Source organism: Bradyrhizobium sp. 138 (genome assembly GCF_023074075.1).
GTDB lineage: Bacteria > Pseudomonadota > Alphaproteobacteria > Rhizobiales > Xanthobacteraceae > Bradyrhizobium.
In genome coordinates, this window is record NZ_JADPKT010000055.1 from 42,346 (window position 1) to 62,640 (window position 20,295).

The 20,295-nt window shown below is 63.2% G+C and carries 21 protein-coding genes; 16 read left to right on the plus strand and 5 right to left on the minus strand.

Annotated elements, in window-relative coordinates; translation table 11 throughout:
* Positions 1-238 precede the first annotated feature (238 nt).
* The 10 genes from pqqA to IVA79_RS19245 all read left to right on the plus strand — a co-directional run bounded on the left by pqqA (position 239) and on the right by IVA79_RS19245 (position 10,235).
* Positions 239-319 carry a pyrroloquinoline quinone precursor peptide PqqA gene (gene pqqA / locus IVA79_RS19200; protein ID WP_007595659.1) on the plus strand — a complete coding sequence of 27 codons (81 nt, stop codon included), beginning with the start codon at positions 239-241 and terminating at the stop codon, positions 317-319.
* A 133-nt stretch (positions 320-452) separates the two neighbouring features.
* Positions 453-1,382 carry a pyrroloquinoline quinone biosynthesis protein PqqB gene (gene pqqB, locus IVA79_RS19205; protein ID WP_247555496.1) on the plus strand — a complete coding sequence of 310 codons (930 nt, stop codon included), beginning with the start codon at positions 453-455 and terminating at the stop codon, positions 1,380-1,382.
* Entirely contained in the window at positions 1,379-2,158 is a 780-nt protein-coding gene (gene pqqC / locus IVA79_RS19210; protein WP_247555499.1) for a pyrroloquinoline-quinone synthase PqqC, read from the plus strand. Before pqqB ends, pqqC begins: the two co-directional genes overlap by 4 nt.
* Before the next feature lie 11 nt (positions 2,159-2,169).
* Complete coding sequence (gene pqqD / locus IVA79_RS19215; RefSeq protein WP_247555501.1) at positions 2,170-2,481, plus strand: pyrroloquinoline quinone biosynthesis peptide chaperone PqqD; 312 nt, start codon at positions 2,170-2,172, stop codon at positions 2,479-2,481.
* Positions 2,478-3,659, plus strand: coding sequence for a pyrroloquinoline quinone biosynthesis protein PqqE (gene pqqE / locus IVA79_RS19220; protein ID WP_247555503.1), 1,182 nt, complete (start codon positions 2,478-2,480; stop codon positions 3,657-3,659). The genes pqqD and pqqE overlap by 4 nt, the downstream gene beginning before the upstream one ends.
* Positions 3,649-4,647 carry a prolyl aminopeptidase gene (gene pip, locus IVA79_RS19225; RefSeq protein WP_247555505.1) on the plus strand — a complete coding sequence of 333 codons (999 nt, stop codon included), beginning with the start codon at positions 3,649-3,651 and terminating at the stop codon, positions 4,645-4,647. The genes pqqE and pip overlap by 11 nt, the downstream gene beginning before the upstream one ends.
* Before the next feature lie 13 nt (positions 4,648-4,660).
* Positions 4,661-5,338, plus strand: coding sequence for a DUF4286 family protein (locus tag IVA79_RS19230; protein ID WP_247555507.1), 678 nt, complete (start codon positions 4,661-4,663; stop codon positions 5,336-5,338).
* Between the two features lie 228 nt (positions 5,339-5,566).
* Positions 5,567-7,366, plus strand: coding sequence for an FAD-dependent oxidoreductase (locus tag IVA79_RS19235; RefSeq protein ID WP_247555510.1), 1,800 nt, complete (start codon positions 5,567-5,569; stop codon positions 7,364-7,366).
* The gene (locus IVA79_RS19240; RefSeq protein ID WP_164936348.1) at positions 7,336-9,183 is read left to right on the plus strand and encodes a 2-oxoacid:acceptor oxidoreductase subunit alpha; all 1,848 of its coding nucleotides are present in this window, start codon (positions 7,336-7,338) and stop codon (positions 9,181-9,183) included. The genes IVA79_RS19235 and IVA79_RS19240 overlap by 31 nt, the downstream gene beginning before the upstream one ends.
* The gene (locus tag IVA79_RS19245) at positions 9,180-10,235 is read left to right on the plus strand and encodes a 2-oxoacid:ferredoxin oxidoreductase subunit beta (protein WP_247555513.1); all 1,056 of its coding nucleotides are present in this window, start codon (positions 9,180-9,182) and stop codon (positions 10,233-10,235) included. The genes IVA79_RS19240 and IVA79_RS19245 overlap by 4 nt, the downstream gene beginning before the upstream one ends.
* On the opposite strand, the gene IVA79_RS19250 is transcribed toward IVA79_RS19245, so the two are convergent.
* Both IVA79_RS19250 and IVA79_RS19255 read right to left on the minus strand, forming a co-directional pair.
* Positions 10,236-10,685, minus strand: a complete 450-nt coding sequence (locus IVA79_RS19250) for a DUF4399 domain-containing protein (protein ID WP_247555515.1) — start codon at positions 10,683-10,685, stop codon at positions 10,236-10,238.
* Positions 10,686-10,702: 17 nt separating this feature from the next.
* Positions 10,703-12,253, minus strand: a complete 1,551-nt coding sequence (locus tag IVA79_RS19255; protein WP_247555517.1) for an SUMF1/EgtB/PvdO family nonheme iron enzyme — start codon at positions 12,251-12,253, stop codon at positions 10,703-10,705.
* Positions 12,254-12,568: 315 nt separating this feature from the next.
* Here IVA79_RS19255 and IVA79_RS19260 point away from each other — a divergent pair, with 315 nt between their 5' ends.
* The 6 genes from IVA79_RS19260 to IVA79_RS19285 all read left to right on the plus strand — a co-directional run bounded on the left by IVA79_RS19260 (position 12,569) and on the right by IVA79_RS19285 (position 15,212).
* Positions 12,569-13,189 (plus strand): hypothetical protein, encoded by a 621-nt coding sequence (locus IVA79_RS19260; protein WP_247555519.1) that lies wholly within the window; start codon positions 12,569-12,571, stop codon positions 13,187-13,189.
* A 39-nt stretch (positions 13,190-13,228) separates the two neighbouring features.
* A complete protein-coding gene (locus IVA79_RS19265) occupies positions 13,229-13,678 on the plus strand; it encodes a DsrE family protein (protein WP_247555522.1) in 450 nt (149 codons plus the stop codon).
* A gap of 85 nt (positions 13,679-13,763) precedes the next feature.
* Positions 13,764-14,087: a metalloregulator ArsR/SmtB family transcription factor gene (locus IVA79_RS19270; protein ID WP_247555523.1), complete on the plus strand. Its 324-nt coding sequence runs from the start codon at positions 13,764-13,766 to the stop codon at positions 14,085-14,087.
* Positions 14,084-14,515, plus strand: coding sequence for an SRPBCC domain-containing protein (locus tag IVA79_RS19275; RefSeq protein ID WP_247555525.1), 432 nt, complete (start codon positions 14,084-14,086; stop codon positions 14,513-14,515). Before IVA79_RS19270 ends, IVA79_RS19275 begins: the two co-directional genes overlap by 4 nt.
* Before the next feature lie 44 nt (positions 14,516-14,559).
* Positions 14,560-14,784: a hypothetical protein gene (locus IVA79_RS19280; RefSeq protein ID WP_247555526.1), complete on the plus strand. Its 225-nt coding sequence runs from the start codon at positions 14,560-14,562 to the stop codon at positions 14,782-14,784.
* On the plus strand, positions 14,781-15,212 hold the full coding sequence (locus tag IVA79_RS19285) for a DUF1801 domain-containing protein (RefSeq protein WP_247555528.1): 432 nt from the start codon (positions 14,781-14,783) through the stop codon (positions 15,210-15,212). The genes IVA79_RS19280 and IVA79_RS19285 overlap by 4 nt, the downstream gene beginning before the upstream one ends.
* 130 nt (positions 15,213-15,342) lie before the next feature.
* Here the strand turns inward: IVA79_RS19285 and IVA79_RS19290 are convergent, their stop codons facing one another.
* Genes IVA79_RS19290 through IVA79_RS19300 form a run of 3 tightly spaced genes read right to left on the minus strand, consistent with a single transcriptional unit; the run spans position 15,343 to position 20,140 of the window.
* A complete protein-coding gene (locus tag IVA79_RS19290; protein WP_247555529.1) occupies positions 15,343-16,881 on the minus strand; it encodes a SpoVR family protein in 1,539 nt (512 codons plus the stop codon).
* A complete protein-coding gene (locus tag IVA79_RS19295; protein WP_247555753.1) occupies positions 16,878-18,155 on the minus strand; it encodes a YeaH/YhbH family protein in 1,278 nt (425 codons plus the stop codon). The genes IVA79_RS19290 and IVA79_RS19295 overlap by 4 nt, the downstream gene beginning before the upstream one ends.
* A 41-nt stretch (positions 18,156-18,196) precedes the next feature.
* Positions 18,197-20,140, minus strand: a complete 1,944-nt coding sequence (locus tag IVA79_RS19300) for a PrkA family serine protein kinase (RefSeq protein WP_247555532.1) — start codon at positions 20,138-20,140, stop codon at positions 18,197-18,199.
* Positions 20,141-20,295: the final 155 nt, after the last annotated feature.

A 20,295-nucleotide genomic window follows, 5' to 3' on the forward strand; every position in this document is an offset into this window, starting at 1 on the left:
GTTTGGGTCGCCTGTACCGAATTGAAAGCTGCACCGCACTCACAACTGCTTTATCAGGACAGGGTTCGCGACCGAATGCGCCGGACGCAAGGCAGCGCACCAAAAGTGACGTTCCAAAAGGTATTTTTCGCGGCGCAACATGGTCTTTCTCGGGAAAATTTCACTGGCGAAGTTTTCGGCGCGCACTAACTTAGCGGCTGGGCGAACACGTCCGAATTCGCGAAAATGGAGTGCCAAAATGGCTTGGAAAGCCCCGAAGATCGTCGAAGTGCCCTGCGGCATGGAGATCAACATGTATGTGAGCGCCACCCGCAAGTAAGCGGTTGGTACGTTTGCGTTCTGCGCAGGTGGATCTTTCGGCGCACGTTCTTTCGGTCACGATCGGTTTCCGGAAGACAAGAACTGTGTCGACCTGAGATCCACCTGGCGACGTTGCCTCCAGGAGACGGATCATGCTTCGCGTCGTCGTCCTGGGCGCCGCAGCCGGCGGCGGAGTGCCGCAATGGAATTGCGGCTGCGAGGGCTGCCGGGCGGCCCGTGAAAACGGCCCAGAGCTTCAGAGAACCCAGGCCTCGGTCGCCTTCAGCGGCGACGGCGAGCATTGGTTCCTGATCAACGCCTCCCCCGATCTGCGCCAGCAATTGAATGCCACGCCGCAACTGCACCCCAAGGCCGGGGCGCTGCGCCATACGCCGATTGCGGGCGTGATCTTGACCAACAGCGAAGTGGATGCGGTGGCGGGCCTGCTGTCGATGCGCGAGAGCTCGCCGTTCGCGATCTATGCGCATGAGAAAGTGCTGGCGATCCTTGCCAGCAACAGCATCTTCAACGTGCTGAACGAGAAGCACGTCCGGCGCCAGCCGATGGCTATCGGCGAGCCATTCGAGCCGCGCCTCACCGACGGCGCGCGCTCGGGCCTGGAGGTGCTGCCCTTCGCGGTCTCAGGCAAATCGGCCTGGTATCTGGAAGGCAAGGCGCATCCCGGCGGCGAGAGCGGCGACGGCGATACGCTGGGGCTGAAGATCACCGACAAGGCGACCGGTAAGTGCTTTTACTTCATCGCCGCCTGCGCCGAAATCACCGACGCGCTCAAGACCGAGATCGACGGCGCTTCGCTCGTGTTCTTCGACGGCACGGTCTGGCAGGACGATGAGATGATCCGGGCCGGGCTCGGCCACAAGACCGGCAAGAGCATGGGCCATATCGCGATGTCCGGCGAGGATGGCGCCATCGCAAGGCTGGCCGACCTCACACTCGACAGGAAGGTATTTCTGCATATCAATAACTCGAATCCGGCGTTGCTGCCCGGCTCAAGCGAGCGCAAGGCCGCGGAGGCGGCAGGCTGGCAGATACCGGCTGACGGAACGGAGATCGTGCTGTGAATGCGGCGTCAATGACGGGAATGACTGCGCTCTCGATCGGCAAGGACCTCAGACTCAATTCCGCCGAGGAGCTCGAGGCGACGCTGCGCCATATCGGGGCGACGCGCTATCACAGCCTGCATCCTTTCCATAAGCTGCTGCACGGCGGCAAACTCAACAAGGGCCAGGTCCAAGCCTGGGCGCTGAACCGCTACTATTACCAGAGCACGATCCCGATCAAGGACGCGGTCGTGATCTCGCGCTTCCGCGACCGCGCCACGCGGCTGGAATGGCGCCACCGCATCGAAGACCACGACGGCGATGTCGGAAGCGAAGGCGGCATCGAGCGCTGGCTGAAGCTGACCGAAGGCCTCGGCCTCGACACGACCTATGTGGAATCGACCGAAGGCATTTTGCCGGCGACGCGCTTCGCGGTGGAGGCTTATGTGCACTATTGCCGCGAAAAGAGCCCGCTGGAGGCGATCGCCTCCTCACTCACCGAATTGTTCGCGCCGAACCTGCACGAAGAGCGCATCTCCGGCATGCTGGAGCATTACGATTTCGTCAACCCCGACATCATGAGCTACTTCAAGCGTCGCCTGGCCCAGGCGCCGCGCGATGCCGGCTTTGCGCTCGACTATGTCAAGGCGCACGCCACGACGCCGGAGCAGCGCGCGCAGGTCTGCAACGCGCTGATCTTCAAGACCAACGTGTTGTGGGTGCAGCTCGATGCGCTCCAGCACGCCTATGTCGAGGGCCACATTCCGCCGGGCGCGTTCGTGCCCAAAGCGGCCTAGGGAGTCACGGGATGGCCGGGCCGCGCAATATCAGCGTCAGCGAGGCAAGCCGCCCGGTGCTGCCGCGGCATGCCAAGCTGAAATATGACGAGACGCGACAGGTCTGGGTGATCCTGGCGCCGGAACGGGTGCTGGCGCCGGATGAGATCGCGGTCGAGGTCTTGCAACTCTGCGACGGCAAGCGCAGTGTCGGCGACGTGTCCGATCTGTTAGCTGCGAAATACGCAGCTCCCCGCGAGGCGATCCTGGCCGACGTCATCGTCATGCTGCAGGATCTCGCCGACAAGGGCTTTCTCACCGAGAGCAGGGAGAAGACGTCATGAGCGACGTGACCATCCCACCCAGCGACAGCCTCGCGGTGCTGGAGAAGCAGCGCTCGACGGCGGAGACGTTCGGCATTCCGCTCGCGGTGCTGCTCGAGATCACCCATCGCTGCCCGCTGCAATGCCCCTATTGCTCCAACCCGGTCGAGCTCGACCGCTCGGGCAAGGAGCTGACGACGGATGAATGGAAGAAGGTGCTGAGCGAGCTTGCCGAGATCGGCGTGCTGCAGGTGCATTTCTCCGGCGGCGAGCCGACGGCGCGCAAGGACCTCGTCGAGCTGGTCAAGCATGCCAGCGACGTCGGGCTCTATACCAACCTGATCACCTCGGCGGTGCTGCTGACGCGCGAGAAGCTCGGCGAGCTGGCGGATGCCGGGCTCTGCCATGTGCAGATCAGCTTCCAGGGCGTCGAGGAAGGCCTCGCCGATCGCGTCGCCGGCTACAGGAACGGCCATCGCAAAAAGCTTGAAGTGGCGAAATGGACGCGCGAGCTCGACCTGCCGCTCACCGTGAATGCGGTGATGCATCGGCAGAACCTGCACCAGCTTCGTGATATCATCCAGATGTCAGTCGATCTCGATGCCGACCGGCTCGAGGTCGCCAATGTCCAATATTACGGCTGGGCACTGAAGAACCGCGCCGCGCTGATGCCGACGGTGGCGCAGCTCGATGAGTGCACTGAAATTGTCGAGGAGGCTCGCGAGCGGCTCAAGGGCACGCTTGCGATCGATTACGTCGTTCCCGACTACTACGCGTTGCGGCCGAAGAAATGCATGGGCGGCTGGGGCCGCCAGTTCTTCAACATCTCGCCCGCGGGCAAGGTGCTGCCCTGCCACGCCGCCGAGAGCATCACCGGGCTCGAGTTCGAGTCGGTGCGCTCCAACCATTCGATCGCCTGGATCTGGCAGAACTCCGAGGCCTTCAACCGCTATCGCGGCACCGGCTGGATGAAGGAGCCGTGCAAGTCTTGCGAATTCCGCGAGATCGATTTCGGCGGCTGCCGTTGCCAGGCCTTCGCGCTGACCGGGGACGCCGCCAACACCGACCCGGCCTGCGCGCTGTCGCCGGTGCACGAGACCATCTTCAAGCAGGCGGAAGCCGAGGCCGAGGGCGAAACCAGCCGCTTCCTCTATCGCAATTTCGCCGGCGGCACCCTGGAATCCGAGAATGGGACCTGACGCCGACGCAGGCACAGCCGCCAAAGAAGCGACGAGGCGTGCCGATCCCTTTGCGCCGCTGACCTCCGACATGCTCGACGTCGGCGACGGCCATGAGCTCTATGTCGAGAGCGTCGGCCGCAGCGACGGCATCCCCGCGATCTATCTGCACGGCGGCCCCGGCAGCGGCTGCCAGCCCGATCATCGCCGGCTTTTCGATCCCGAGCGGATGCACGCGGTGCTGTTCGACCAGCGCGGCTGCGGCCGCAGCCGTCCCAAGGGATCGCGCGAGCACAACACCACGGCGCATCTGATCGCGGACATGGAGACAATTCGCGAGAAGTTCGGCTTTGGCCGCTGGATGGTGGTCGGCGGCTCCTGGGGCGCGACGCTGGCGCTGGCGTATGCAGAGGCGCATCCCGAGCGGGTGTCCGGCATTGCATTGCGCGCGACGTTTCTCGGCACGCGGACGGAGGTCGAGACGGCGTTCACGGCGCGCCTGTCGCAATTCTATCCCGCGCTGTACGAGGATTTCCTCAGCGTGCTGCCGCTGGACGAGCGCGCGCGACCGGTGGAGGCCTATTGGCGCCGCATCCTCGATGCCGATCCTGCCGTGCACGGACCTGCAGTACGCGCCTGGCACGACACCGAGCGCGTCTTGTCCGAGCACAAGGCGGCCAAGACGCGGCTGGACCTCGCGTCACTGAACGTCTGGCGCACGCTGCCGGCGACGCCGTTCATGGAGGCGCATTATTTCATCAACAACTCCTTCATGATCCAAGACCAGTTGTTGCGGAACGCAGCCCGGCTCGCCGGCATTTCCGGCATCATCGTGCAGGGCCGCTACGATCTGTTGTGTCCTCCCGAGACATCGCAAGCCCTAACCAAAGTATGGCCGGGTTCCGAGCTTCGCATCGTGGAAGGCGCCGGACATTCGCTCTATGATGCCGGCGTGAGGGACGCGGTGATGAAGTCGATCGCGGACCTCGCATCGAAGACCGCGCGATGAGAGGACAAGAACAATGCCGCTCGCCGGGAAAGGCATGCTGCTGACGTCGATGAATATCGACGCAGCCGACGAGGCCGATTTCAACCGCTGGTACGATCGCGAGCATCTGGAAGAGCGGGTTGCGATCGACGGATTCCTGGAGGCGCGGCGCTACGTCGCGCACGCCGCCAATCCCAAATACCTCTCGCTGTACTCGACCGCGACGTTAGAGGTGCTCGACAGTCCTGCCTACCGGGCGCGGCTGGCCAATCAAACCGACTGGTCACGACAGAGCATGGCGCGCTTCAAGGACATGCTGCGCGTCGTCGCGCGCATCACCATCAGCAACGGCACCGGTCGGGGCGCTGCGCTCGGCGTGGTGCGGCTGCGGCCGACGCCCGACAATGCGGCGTCCTGGCGTGATGCGCTGCAAGACAGACTAACGCCGGACAAGCGCGACGGCATCATCTCGATGCATCTGCTCGAAAGCGAACCGGAATTGTCGGGCGCAACGGCCGGCATTCCGGCGGTGCGCAATGAAGGCGCGCGCGACTGGTTCGTGCTGATCGATGGCACCCAGGTCGGCGCGGTCTCGGGCGTCATCGCCGAGCGCTTCACGGGTCCCGCGGCGGCGCCCTTTCCGCTTCCCGTCTCCGTCGGCACCTACTGCCTGATGTGGGATCTCGCGAAGAGCGATATCGCGCACGGCTGACACGCTCACATGCACCGCAACATGCTGCACCGCACGCGTCGGCGTTAATGCTGTGCGCGCGCAGCTCCTATGAAAGAGGGGAAGCGCGCAAATTTGCCGTTGTACTTCGGAACGGTTCTAATAAGCTAACCCAATGACGTCATTCAGAAACCAGATCGCCGCGCGTTAAGCGTTCGCCAAGCTCAAAAGAGGCCGCCGGGTCTTTGAGCCTGCGCGGACAGGGTAGGAATGAAACCGACCGATATTGCGGCCCCCGACTACTTTCACAAAGTGGTCGATTGCCAATGGGCCTGTCCTGCGCACACCCCGGTTCCCGAATACATCCGACTGATCGCCCAAGGCCGCTATAGCGACGCCTACATGATCAATTGGAAATCGAACGTGTTTCCCGGCATCCTGGGACGCACCTGCGATCGTCCATGCGAGCCGGCGTGCCGCCGCGGACGCGTCGAGGAAACACCGGTCGCGATCTGCCGCCTCAAGCGCGTTGCCGCCGATTTCAAGGACGACATCAAGCAACGCCTGCCGCGCCCCGCGGCGAAGAACGGCAAGCGCGTCGCCTTCGTCGGCGGCGGCCCGGCCTCGCTGACGGTGGCGCGCGATCTCGCGCCACTCGGCTATCACTGCACCGTGTTCGACGCCGATCCTGAAGCCGGCGGGATGATGCGCACGCAGATCCCGAAATTCCGCCTGCCCAATTCCGTGATCGACGAGGAGACCGGTTACATCCTGGGCCTCGGCGTCGACTTCAAAGGCGGTCACCGCATCGAGAGCATGAAGGCGCTGCTCGCGGAGAAATACGACGCGATCTTCGTCGGCTCCGGCGCCCCGCGCGGCCGCGAGCTCGACATTCCCGGCCGCAAGGAAGCCGCCGCCAATATCCATATCGGCATCGAGTGGCTGGCCTCGGTCTCGTTCGGCCATATCGACAAAATCGGCAAGCGCGTCATCGTGCTCGGCGGCGGCAACACCGCGATGGATTGCTGCCGCACCGCGCGCCGGCTCGGCGGCGAGAAAGTCACCGTGATCGTACGTTCCGGCTTCGACGAGATGAAGGCCTCGCCCTGGGAGAAGGAAGACGCGATCCACGAGGACATCCCGATCCTCAACTACATGGTCCCGGTGGCATTCAAGCATGTCGCCGGCAAGCTGATCGGCGTCACCTTCCAGCACGTCAAAGCCGAATACGACGCCAAAGGCCGCCGCAATCTGGTGCCTTCGGGCGATCCCGATCAGACCATTCCCTGCGACGACGTGCTGGTCGCGGTCGGCCAGGAGAACGCCTTCCCCTGGATCGAGCAGGATTGCGGCATCGAGTTCGACAAATGGCACATGCCCAAGGTCGATCCCAAGACATTCGTCTCGACCAATCCGAAGGTGTTTTTCGGCGGCGACGCCGCGTTCGGCCCGAAGAACATCATCTGGGCGGTCGCGCACGGCCATGACGCCGCGCTGTCGATTCACAAGATGCTGTCGGGCGAGGACATCACCGAGCGCCCGCTGCCGGAGGTGCAGGTCTCATCGCAAAAGATGGGCATCCACGAATGGAGCTATGACAACGACATCTCCATCGACAAGCGTTACAAGGTGCCGCATCGCGACAAGGTGATTGCGCTGAAGGACATCCGCGCCGAGGTCGAGCTCGGCTACGACGTCAAGCTGGCCCTCGGCGAAGCCGAGCGCTGCCTGAACTGCGACGTACAGACGGTGTTCTCGACCTCGCTCTGCATCGAATGCGATGCCTGCGCCGACATCTGCCCGATGGATTGCATCACCTTCACCGGCAACGGTGAGGAAAGCGATTTGCGCCAGCGCCTGAAGGCGCCCTCGGCGCATCCGGACCAGGATCTCTACGTCTCCGCCGATCTCAAGACCGGTCGCGTCATGGTGAAGGACGAGGACGTCTGCCTGCATTGCGGGCTCTGCGCCGAGCGCTGTCCCACCGGCGCCTGGGACATGCAGAAATATTTCATCGAGATGACCCACGCAGGTTCGACATGCCCGACAAAAAGCCGATCAGCAGCGTAAACGACTTCGTCGTCCGCTTCGCCAACGTCAACGGCTCGGGCTCGGCCAGCGCCAACGAGATGTTCGCCCGCGCGATCCTGCGCCACGGCGTTCCGGTGTCGCCGCGCAACATCTTCCCCTCCAACATCCAGGGCCTGCCGACCTGGTACGAGGTGCGGGTCACCGAAGACGGTCATCTCGGCGCCCGCGGCGGCGTCGACATGATGGTCGCCATGAACCCGCAGACCTGGGACAAGGACGTCGCCGGCATCGAGCCGGGCGGCTATCTGTTCTACGATTCGACCAAGCCGATGCCGTCGACCAAATTCCGCGACGACATCACCGTGATCGGGGTGCCGCTCACCGCCATCACCAATTCGACCTACACCGATCCGCGCCAGCGCCAGCTGTTCAAGAACATCATCTATCTCGGCGCGCTCTCGGCGCTGCTCGACATGGACCCGAAACTGATCGAGCAGCTGATCGGCGAGCAGTACAAGGGCAAGGAGAAGCTCTTGTCCTCCAACGTCCATGCGCTGCATCTCGGCCGCGATTGGGCGCTGCAAAACCTGAAGTGCCCGATCGGGCTGCGGGTGAAGAAGTCTGACAAGGTCGGCGACCGCATCTTCATCGAAGGCAACAGCGCCGCCGCGCTCGGCGCCGTCTACGGCGGCGCCACCGTCTGCGCCTGGTATCCGATCACGCCGTCCTCGTCGGTGGCGGAGGCCTTTACAGCCCATTGCAAGAAATACCGGCACGATCCGGAGACGGGCAAAGCCAAATACGCCATCGTGCAAGGCGAGGACGAGCTTGCCTCGATCGGCATCGTGATCGGCGCGTCCTGGAACGGTGCCCGCGCCTTCACCGCGACCTCCGGCCCCGGCATTTCCTTGATGACCGAGTTCATCGGCCTCTCCTACTTTGCCGAGATCCCGGCCGTGATCATGAACATCCAGCGCGCCGGTCCCTCGACGGGCATGCCGACCCGCACCCAGCAATGCGACATCATCGCCTGCGCCTATGCCTCGCACGGCGACACCAAGCATGTGCTGCTGTTCCCCGAAGATCCCGCCGAGGCCTTCGAGTTCGCGGCCGCCGCCTTCGATCTCGCCGAGCGGCTGCAGACCACGATCTTCCTGATGCTCGATCTCGACATCGGCATGAACCACCGGCTCTGCCGTCCGCTGAAGTGGGACGATGCCAAGCAATATGACCGCGGCAAGGTGATGACCGCGGAGATGCTGGAAGAGGGACGCGACTTCGGCCGCTATCTCGACGTCGACGGCGACGGCATTCCCTACCGCACCTATCCCGGCACGCACCCGACCAAGGGCTCCTATTTTACCCGTGGCACCTCGCGCGATCGCTATGCCCGCTACTCCGAGGAAGGCTCCGTCTACGCCGACAACATGCAGCGCCTGATGCGCAAGTTCGAGACCGCACAGGATCTGGTGCCGCGGCCGCTGCAGGCCAATGCGGAACGGCCGACCAAATACGGCGTGATCTATTTTGGCTCGACCTCGCCAGCGATGGACGAGGCGATCGGCCTGTTGGAAGCGCGCGGGCATCAGCTCGACCGCCTGCGCATCCGCGCCTTCCCGTTCCATTCCAGCGTGGCGAGCTTCCTCGCCGAGCACGACTTCGTCTACGTGGTCGAGCAGAACCGCGACAGCCAGCTCCGCCAGCTCATCGTCAATGAGAACGGCATCGACCCGGTGCGGCTCGTGCCGATCGTGCACTATGACGGCTCGCCGATCACCGCCCGTTTCATCGCGAAAGCCATTGGCGACCACCAGGATCATCTCAAGGTGACCCCGCTCCGCAAGGCCGTGTCATGACTTACATCGCAAAACCGAAATTCCATCATCCGAGCCTGAAGAAGAACGAGCTCGGCTACACCCATCGCGACTACGAGGGCAAGATCTCGACGCTGTGCGCCGGTTGCGGTCACGATTCGATCACGGCCTCGATCATCGAAGCCTGCTACGAGCTGTCGATCGAGCCGCACCGGGTGGCAAAGATCTCCGGCATCGGCTGCTCCTCGAAGACGCCGGACTATTTCCTCGGCAATTCGCACGGCTTCAATTCCGTGCACGGCCGCATGCCCAGCGTGCTCACGGGCGCCAACCTCGCCAACCGCGATTTGATCTATCTCGGCGTTTCCGGCGACGGCGATTCCGCCTCGATCGGCTTCGGCCAGTTCGCGCATTCGATCCGGCGCGGCGTCAATATGACCTATATCGTCGAGAACAACGGCGTCTACGGCCTGACCAAGGGCCAGTTCTCCGCGACCGCCGACCGCGGCTCGAAGAGCAAGAAGGGCGTCACCAACACCGACAACGCCATCGACCTCGTCGCGATCGCGCTGCAACTCGGCGCCACCTTCGTCGCGCGCTCGTTCTCCGGCGACAAGACCCAGCTCGTGCCGCTGATCGCGGCCGCGATCCGGCACAAGGGCGCGTCCTTCATCGACGTCATCAGTCCTTGCATCGCCTTCAACAACCACGCCGGCTCGACCAAGAGCTTCGATTATGTCCGCGAGCACAACGACGCCGTGAACCGGCTCGACGTGCTGGTCGGCCGCGACCCGATCGCGGTCGATTACGCGCCCGGCACGGTGCAAATGGTCGAGCAGCACGACGGCAGCAAGATCGCGCTGCGCAAGATCGACGCCGACTACGATCCGCACGACCGGTTGGGGGCCCAAACCTTCCTCGCGCGGCACGCCGCCAAGGGGCAGATCGTGACCGGTCTTCTGTACGTCGATCCCGACGCGGAAGATCTGCACGAGCATCTCAACACGGTCGAGACGCCGCTCAACTCTCTGGAGGCGGACACGCTGTGCCCGGGCTCGGCGGTGCTGGACAAGATCAACGCCAGCCTGCGGTGATCATCTGCTCCGCGCCGAAGCCGGCGGCCTGACGCGTATCGTGATCTTCTCCGACACGACAGGCGGCTCGAACGGATAATGCTTCGCATCGCCCAGGACCAACTGGAGCGTGTGCGTTCCCGGCGCAAGCTCGAGCATGGTTTCGGTCTGCCCCGCCCCGAAATGCAGGTGCGACTTGTCCTGCGGGATCGGCTCCTTGGAATCGATCGGCTCGTTGACGTCGACCAAGAGATGGTGATGACCGGCGTTCTGATAGTCGTCGCCGGCATGGGTCACGCCCATGTTGCGCAGGCCGAACCGGACCCAGAATCCACCGCGAACTTTCTGGCCGTCATACGGCGTGATGAAATAGAGCTTGGCGTCCTTGGGCGCGGTCTTGCCTTGCGAGCAGGCCGTGCCCGGGAGCAAAGCAATCGCGGTCGCCACCGCGACACAGGAAATGATCTTCATCAAATTGACTCCAGCACTTACGGACTGAGCGCGACACGGAAGCCATGCGTGGGATAGCGGACATTGGTGTCGTAGCCATCGCGATTGGACGGCCGCACATATCTTGAATCGTTTTTCCAGGAGCCCGAGCGGAGGACGTGCGAGGAGCAGTCGCTGCCGCTCCACGCCGAGCCGTCGCTCGGCGCGCCCTGATAGGTCCTGTGCCAGCAGTCCTCGACCCACTGGTCGATGCCGCCGCCCATGTCATAGAGCCCGAATGGATTAGGCTTGAAGCTGCCGACCTTGGCCGGCTGCTCGGCCGCGAGTTCACCGCAATCCTTGCAGCCGGCCATGCCCGGTTGGAGCTTGTCGCCCCACCAGTATTTGCTCTGCGTGCCGCCGCGCGCCGCATATTCCCATTCGGCTTCGCTCGGAAGCCGGTAGGGCTTCTTCGTCGCCTGCGCGAGCCAGACGGCATATTGCTGCGCGTCGGCCCAGCTCACATTGCTGACCGGGGCATCGTCCTTGCCGGTGGCCGTGAATCCGCACGCCTTTGCCGCGGCGCATTCGTTCCATTCCCGCACGGTGACCGGATATTTGCCGATCGAGAACGGCTTGATCGTGACCTGGTGAACAGGTCGCTCGGTCGGATCATCATTGCTTCCCATCGCGAAACTGCCGCCGCGAATGGCGATCATCTCGGGTTCGCGAGGCGGCGCCGCCGATGGGCTGGGCGACGGCGACGGCGACGTAGGCGCCGAAGCCAATGACGGAGACGGTTGCGGCGTCTGCGTCGCCGCCTCGCTTGGCAGCGGCTGCGGACTCGGTGAAGCGGCAGGAGAAACTGCAGGAGAAGCTACCGGAGAAGCGGTTGGCACGGCTGCCTGCTCTCCAATCCTGCCGGGCTGCGCCAGCAGATACCAGAGCACGCCTGCGGCCAGCATCATCACTGTGATGGCCAGCAGAAAGATCAGCGCGGTCTCGCGCCGGCTTCTGGTCTTGCCCACGGCATCCGCGTCCGGCAGCACGCGATAGACGCGCACGGGATCGGTGATGTTCTTGACTTTGCGGTCCCCAAGCGACTCATACCCGCACACCACCTTGTGCTTGATCTGCTCGTAGATCGCACCCGAGATATAGACCTGACCGGGCTCGGCAATGCCCTCAATGCGTGTGGCGATGTTGACGCCGTCGCCATACACATCGTCCGGCTCCACGATCACGTCGCCGAGATTGACGCCGATCCGGTATTCGAGCCGCGAATGCTTCGGAAGCGAAGCGTTGCGGCCGATGAGGTTCTGCTGGATGACGATACTGCATCGAACGGCCTCGACGGGACTGTCGAAGATGGCAATGAAACCATCACCGGTGGTCTTAACCAGGCTTCCATGGTGCTCGACGATGCTGGGCTGGATGAGATCCCGCTCGATCCGCTTGACGCGAGCATGCGTGCCTTCCTCGTCGGCCTGCATCAACCGACTGTAGGAGACGATGTCACCGACGATGATCGCTGCGAGACGCCGAGGCATTCCGCCGTGCGGCGGCGGCTCATCGTGATTTCCGGATCTGAAGTTGCGAATTTCGCCCATGCGGGGGGACTCCACAAACTTGCAAGGCAACCCCAGCTTACGACTGCCAAAGGCGGTCGTCTGTGAAGGCTACCACATTGACGAACCGAGACAATGTCGCGGCAATCGAAGTCGTCGAGTTCCAAAAGGATCGAGGCGCCACGCCAATTGAACCTTCTTGATCCCATTCACGACTAAAGTCCCGCCGTAAAAGCACCGCGGCCGCCGCGCGATGGCCCGCTCCGGCGAAGGTTGAACGCGGAACACCTCGCTTGCGTCTAACAGACAGCGGCTCTGTCCTGCTGCAATGAGTTGTCACGCGCCCTCGAGGCCATCATGAAGCGCTCCACCTTTGCTGCTCTCACCTTGACGGCGCTGACCAGCGTCGCCCTGGCCGAGGAAGGCGACGACATTCGCGAGGCCGGCAAGGCCGAAGCCGAGACCTTCAATGCGCGCATGTATGCGGGCCCGCCCGGCAGCAAGGCCTATGCCTGCTTCGTCCGCCGCTACGATGCCGATCATCTGGCTCGGCACCCGAAGCAGAAGGTCGCTGCGATGAAGCTGCTGATCTCCGCGGAAGTCGACAAGGAGGACAAGGAACTGCACAACTCCTTCCGTCTCGGCTTCCGCTACCGCCATCGCTCCGGCGATTTCGACTCCAGCGGCTCGTGCAACCACGCCGTATTCACCAAGAGTGGCAACGAGGTACGCCTCGGCTGCGGCGTCGACTGCGAGGGCGGGGGCATCGGCATCGCGCTCTCCAAGGACGACAGATCGGCGATCGTACGGCTCGAACGTGTCAGGGTCTGGCAGAACAACAAGCCGGACGACGATGCCGAGCAATCGCTGGTGGCCGGCGCCGACGACAGGATTTTCCGCCTCGACCGTACCGACAATAGCGATTGCGCTTCGCTGGTGACCGACCGCAAGGAACTCGCGGCGCTCCGTCACAAATGATATGTGTCCGGCGAACGGAGATCAGCCGAGGAGGTCGCCATGAATCGCCGGAACATCTTGTGGAGCGCCGTTTCGGCTTTGGGCGCAGCGTTTGGCGCCTCGCGTGCACAAGCCGCCACCGAAGCGGGCACGGGCAACAGGCTGAAGGTCGTCTATCACCTCAGCGACGCCGAGAAGGTCAATTTCGTGCTCGGCAACATCCAGAACCACATCGACGGCGTCGGCGGCCCCGAGCATGTCACGATCGCGCTGGTGATCCATGGTCCCGCGCTGAAGGCGTTTCACGGGGCGCAGGCCAATCCCGACGTCAGCAAGCGCGTCGGCGAGTTCTCCAAGGACGGCGTGGAGCTCGCCGCCTGCGGCAACACGATGAAGGCGCAGAACATCACGCTGACGGATCTGCTGCCGGGTTTTGTCAGCGCGGAGAAAGGCGGCGTGGTGCGTTTGGCCGAGCTGCAATCGCAGGGGTATTTGTATTTGCGGCCGTAGGACTGCCACGCCTTCCAATCGCACTTGACTCACCCATAACCCCACGGTTATGAGTTAATCCATAACTTCTCGGTTATGGATCTCCATGTCCCCTGCCCCCGACCTTCTGTTCAGGACGCTCGCCGACCCGACAAGGCGGGCGATCTTCGAGCGGCTGTGCCGCGAGGGCGAGCAAACGGTCGGGGCACTGACGGCGCTATCCGGCGTTTCACAACCGGCGGTCTCGAAGCATCTCGGCGCGCTGAAGCAGGCCGGCCTTGTGCGCGACCGCCATAAAGGACGGCAGACCCACTACAGCGCCCAGCCCGGCGCGCTCGATCCGCTGATCGACTGGACCAGCCAGATGGCCGGCTTCTGGCAGAGGCAGCTCGACGCACTCGACGATCTCCTGAAGAGGATGGACCAATGACTGAAGCCTCAAGCCAGACGCGCGCGGTGGTCGTCGAGCGCGAATTTGCCTTTCCGCCCGAGCGGCTCTGGCGCGCGCTGACGCAGCCGCATCTGATCGAGGAATGGCTGATGAAGAACGACTTCAAGCCGTCAGTCGGCCATCGTTTCAATCTGCGCGGCGAATGGGGCGGCGTGCTGGACTGCGAGGTGCTCACCATCGAGCCGCAGAAGAGCCTCGCCTACACCTGGAATTTCTCGCATGAGGACGCCGCCTTCGACCTCAAGAGCGTCGTGACCTTCACGCTGACGCCGACGAGCGCCGGGACGCATTTGCGCGTCGAGCAGGCGGGCTTCGGCCCGACGCAGAAGCAGGCCTATGGCGGCGCGCATGCCGGCTGGAAGCAGTTCTTCAACAAGCTGGACGAGGTGCTGGCGCGGGCTGACTAGCGCCGCCTGCGTCCATTCCGATCAATCTTTAAAGGAGGTCTCTCGTGAGCACGCATATGTGGGTTCGGCAGATTCATCGCTGGCTGTCGATGGCTTTCACGCTCGCGGTCATCGCCAACATCGTGGCGATGACCATGCAGGTCCAGGCCGTCTGGATCGGCTTCCTGGCGCTCGTGCCGCTGATCCCGCTACTCGCAACCGGGCTCTATCTGTTCGCGCTGCCCTACCTCGGCCAGCATACCGGCGCGCGCAGTGAGGCAAGCTCGTGAAGAAGGCGGCAGCGAAGAAGGCTGGAGCGAAAGAAACGGGCGCAGCGTCAGCCTCGAAACTGATCGACGGCAGGATCAGGGAGCTCGGCGACTGGCGCGGCCAGACGCTTGCCCGGATCCGCGACCTGATCAAGCAGGCCGATCCTGAAGTCGTCGAGGAGTGGAAATGGCGCGGCGTTCCCGTGTGGGAGCACGACGGCATCATCTGCACCGGCGAGACTTACAAGGCGGTGGTGAAGATGACCTTTGCCAAAGGCGCGGCGCTGGAGGATCCCTCAGGCCTGTTCAATTCCAGTCTTGAGGGCAACGTGCGGCGGGCGATCGATATTCGCGAGGGCGAGAAGATCGACGAGAAGGCGTTGAAGGCGCTGATCCGCGCGGCGGTGGAGTTGAATGCGAGCAAGAAGAAGCCGGCGAAGAAGGCTTGATGAGCTGAAGGTCGAAGCGGCGTCAGCGACGGTCTCTCCGTTCCCTCCCCCGCAAGGGCGGAGGGAACGCACTTCCGTCGGAGCACCAGTCGGAGCTCACAACATCAGGCGTTCGGTCTGGCAGCCCGCCTCACGCCACCGCCGCGGGGATCGGGCGCGGGCTGACGACATATTCGCGCACGACCTTGTCGTTGGCATCGACCTCGATCAGCGCGACGTCGTAGGTCCAGAGATCGGCCAGATGCTGCAGCACGCGCTTGGCATCGGTCTCGTTGAGCTGCGAGCCCTTGATGACGTGATGATGCAGGATCAGGCGGCGGTCGCCGGAGAGATCGACGTCGACCACCTCGATATTGGCATCGATGAAGCCGACATCGTGCTGCCGTGCCAGCTCGCGTCGGACGCGCCGGAAGCCGCGCTCGTCATGGATGGCATCGACCCGGATGCCGGCGCGCTCTTCGGGATCGTCGTGCAAATGGAACATGCGGAAGTGCCGCATCAGCTTCGGACTCAGGAATTGCGCAATGAAGCTCTCATCGCGGTAATTGGCCCAGACGTCGCGCAGCACGCCCATGACGTCGCCCTTGCCGGCGATGTCAGGGAACCACTCGCGGTCCTCGTCCTCCGGCTTGGTGACGATGCGCTCGATATCCTGCATCACGGCAAAACCGAGCGCATAGGGGTTGAAGCCGGAGAAGCGCGGGTCGTCGAATTCCGGCTGAAACACCACGTTGGTGTGTGATCCCAGGAATTCGAGGAAGTTGCCGTCGGTGATGCGGCCCTGCTCATGCAGCTTGGTCATGATGCGATAGTGGACGTAGGTCGCCGTCCCCTCGTTCATCACCTTGGTCTGGCTCTGCGGGTAGAAATATTGCGCGATGTGGCGGACGATGCGCAGCAGCTCGCGTTGCCACGGCGCCAGGCGCGGCGCGCTCTTCTCCAGGAAGTAGAGCAAATTCTCTTGCGGCAGGCCGAGCAGCTTCCGGCGGCGCTCGATGCTGAGCGCGGTCCGGCTCTTGGCCGCGCCCTTGGGCACGGTGCGCCAGAGGTCGTTGAAGACCTCCTCCTCGTGCTGACGGCGGCGCCCGGCCCGCTTCTCCTCGGCGCGCAGATCGAGCTTCTTCTTGCCGGGATAGCGGTCGATGCCGTGCGACATCAGCGCGTGCGCGGCATCGAGCGTACGCTCGACCTCGACGCGGCCGTGGCGCTCCTCGCATTGCATGACATACGTCTTGGCGAAGTCGAGATAATCCAGGATGCCGTCGGCGTCGGTCCACTGCTTGAACAGATAATTGTTCTTGAAGAAGTGGTTGTGACCGAAGGCGGCGTGGGCGATCACCAGCGTCTGCATCGTCGCCGTGTTCTCCTCCATCAGATAGGAGATACAAGGCGAGGAGTTGATCACGATCTCATAGGCGAGCCCCATTAGGCCCTTGCGATAGGACGCCTCGTGGAACGCAAAATGCTTGCCGAACGACCAGTGCTTGTAGAACAAGGGCATGCCGACCGACGAATAGGCGTCCAGCATCTGCTCGGCGGTGATGACCTCAATCTGGTTCGGATAGACGTCGAGCCCGAGATCCTTCAGCGCCACCTCCTCGCAGGCGTCGGTGATGCGCTGCAAGGTGTGAAAATCCCAATCGGCGCCTTCGAACAAGCGTTCCGTCATGGAGCGGTCTTCTCCTGGGCAGTTTCGCGGCGCTGGAACAGATCGTGGAACACCGGAAAGATCTCGCTGCGCTCGCTGACCTTGCGCATCGAGAGCGGTGCGCCGCTGTTACGCAAGCGCTCATAGAGGGTCCAGAGCGAGGAATCGGAGAGATCGAAGGCGCTGCCGCCTGATTCCCCGACCTCGAGATAGGCGAAGAACTGGCAGACCGGCAGGATCTTGTCGGTCAGCAGCAGGCCGGTGAGCTCGCCGTCGGAATAGGAATTGTCACCGTCCGAGGCTTGCGCGGCATAGATGTTCCAGTCCGCCGGGTTGAAGCGCTCGCGCACGATCTCGTGCATCGCCTGCAGCGCGCTGGAGACCAGCGTGCCGCCCGAGGCCGGGCCGTAGAAGAAGGTCTGCTCGTCCACCTCCTCGGCGCGGTCGGTGTGGCGGATGAAGACAATCTCGACATGCTTGTAGCGGCGCTTCAGGAACACGTAGAGCAGCATGTAGAAGCGCTTGGCGAGATCCTTCATGTGCTCGGACATCGAGCCCGAGACGTCCATCAGGCAGAACATCACCGCCTGCGCCACCGGCCGCGGCACCGTCTCGAAGCGGCGGTAGCGGATGTCGAGCGGGTCGATGAACGGAACGCGCTTGGTCTTCGCCTTCAGCTTTTCGAGCTGGGCAAGCAGCTCCTCGCGCTCGTCCTCATCCGTGCATGCGGCGATCGCGGCTTCCAGCTCCTCGATCTCCTCCTTGCGGGGACGCTTGAGCGCAATGCGGCGGGCCAGTGCCAGCTTTACCGTCCGGCTCACAGAGATATTGGCGGGCGAGCCCGAGGTGGTGTAGCCGGCGCGCTGGATGCCCTCGCTCTCGGTCTGCGCGATCTTGCGCTTGGCAAGATCCGGCAGTTCGAGATCGTCGAGGAAGAGGTCGACGAACTCGTCACGGCTGAGCACGAAGCGGAACGCGTCCTCGCTGTCGCCTTCGCCGGGGCCGGAATCCTTGGCACTGCCCTGGCCGGAGCGCTGGAGATAGTCGCCCTCGATGAACTTCTTGTTGCCGGGCAGCACCATGTCGCGCGTTCCGCCTTCGCGGCGGAAGCGCGGCTCGTGCATGCCGTCGAGAGGAATCGTGACTTCGCCCCCCTCCAGGACGTCCTTGATGTCGCGTTCCTGCGAGGTCTTCTTGACGGCGCCCTGCACCAGGGACTTGGCCCGACGCAAGAACCGCTGCCGGTTCTCAAGACTCTTGCCGCCTGGATTCAGGCGCCTGTCAATAATGTGAATGGGCACTTTACCATTCGCCTCCCATCCGCCTCACATCTGCCTCAACCGGCCTGCTTCACGCGCATGTACCATTCGACGAGCCGACGAACCTGGCGCTCGGTGTAGCCGCGCTCCACCATGCGTGCGACGAACTCGCCATGCTTCTTCTCCGTCTCGCCGTCCTTCTTCGACCCGAAGGAGATGACCGGAAGCAGGTCCTCGACCTGGGAGAATATCCTCTTTTCGATCACGTCGCGAATCTTCTCGTAGGAGGTCCAGGTCGGATTCTTGCCGCCGTTCTGGGCCCGCGACCGTAACGAGAATTTGACAACCTCGTTGCGGAAGTCCTTGGGGTTGGCGATGCCCGCCGGCTTCTCGATTTTCGTCAGCTCCTGGTTCAAAAGCTCGCGATCGAGCAGCTGGCCGGTGTCGGGATCCTTGAAGTCCTGGTCCTCGATCCAGGCGTCGGCATAGTCGACGTAGCGGTCGAACAGGTTCTGGCCGTAATCCGAGTAGGATTCCAGATAGGCCTTCTGGATCTCGTTGCCGATGAACTCGGCATAGCGCGGCGCGAGATCCGCCTTGATGAATTCGAGATAGCGCTTCTCGACTTCCTCCGGCAGCTGCTCGCGGCGGATCGACTGCTCCAGCGCGTACATCAGATGCACGGCGTCGGCGGCGACCTCCTGCGGGTCGTGGTTGAAGGTCGCGGCCAGGATCTTGAACGCGAAGCGGGTCGAGACGCCGTCCATACCCTCGTCGACGCCGGCGGCGTCGCGATATTCCTGGACGCTGCGCGCCTTCGGATCGGATTCCTTCAGGCTCTCGCCGTCGTAGACCCGCATCTTGCCGAACAGGGTGGAGTTCTCGTGCTTGCGCAGGCGCGACATCACCGAGAACCGCGCCAGCGTCTCCAGCGTCGAAGGCGCGCATGGCGCCGATGCGAGCTCGGAGCCCTGGATCAGCTTCTCGTAGATCTTCTGCTCTTCGGTGACCCGCAGGCAGTAGGGCACCTTGATCACGCAGATGCGGTCGATGAAGGCTTCGTTGTTCTTGTTCGCCTTGAAACTCGCCCATTCGGCTTCGTTGGAGTGCGCGAGGATCACGCCGGTGAACGGGATCGCGCCGATGTTCTCGGTGCCGATGTAGTTGCCTTCCTGCGTCGCGGTCAGCAGCGGGTGCAGCATCTTGATCGGCGCCTTGAACATCTCGACGAATTCAAGGATGCCCTGGTTGGCGCGGTTGAGGCCGCCGGAATAGCTGTAGGCGTCGGGATCGTTCTGCGCGTAGGTCTCGAGCTTGCGGATGTCGACCTTACCGACCAGCGACGAGATGTCCTGGTTGTTCTCGTCACCCGGCTCGGTCTTGGAGACCGCGATCTGGCGCAGCCGCGACGGCTGGATCTTGGCGACGCGGAATTGCGAGATATCGCCGCCGAAGGCTTCCAGTCGCTTGTAGCACCACGGGCTCATCAGGCCGGTGAGACGCCGGCGCGGAATGCCGTACTTCTCCTCCAGCATCGGCCCGAGGTTGTCCGGATCGAACAGGCTGAGCGGGCTTTCGAACACGGGCGAGAGTTCATCGCCGGCCTTGAGCACGTAGATCGGCTGCACTTCCATCAGCGACTTGAGCCGCTCGGCGAGCGAGGATTTGCCGCCGCCGACCGGGCCGAGCAGATAGAGGATCTGCTTGCGCTCTTCGAGACCTTGCGCGGCGTGGCGGAAGAAACCGACGATGCGCTCGATGGTTTCTTCCATGCCGTAGAAGCCCGCGAAGGCCGGATAGGTGCGGATCGTGCGGTTCAAAAAAATACGGCCAAGGCGTGGGTCCTTGGCCGTGTCAATCGTCTGGGGTTCGCCGATGGCAGCTAGCAGTCGTTCGGCCGCGTTCGCGTATTTCATGGGATCGCTTCGACACGATTCCAGATATTCCGCCATCGACATGTCGTGCTGGCTTCTCGCCTCGAACGACCGAGCGAAAGCGTTGAATAGAGAATCGTTGTACATGATCCCTCTCCGCGTGAGTTCCGCTACAAGCTGAAACGAAAGCAGTTACCGGACCGTTCCTCAGGCCGTTTCGAATCAGCGTGAGCACATGATCATCATTGGACACCCGGGTGCCGACACGACGCAACGCACAACGTAGGCAGTCGCTGAGTTAC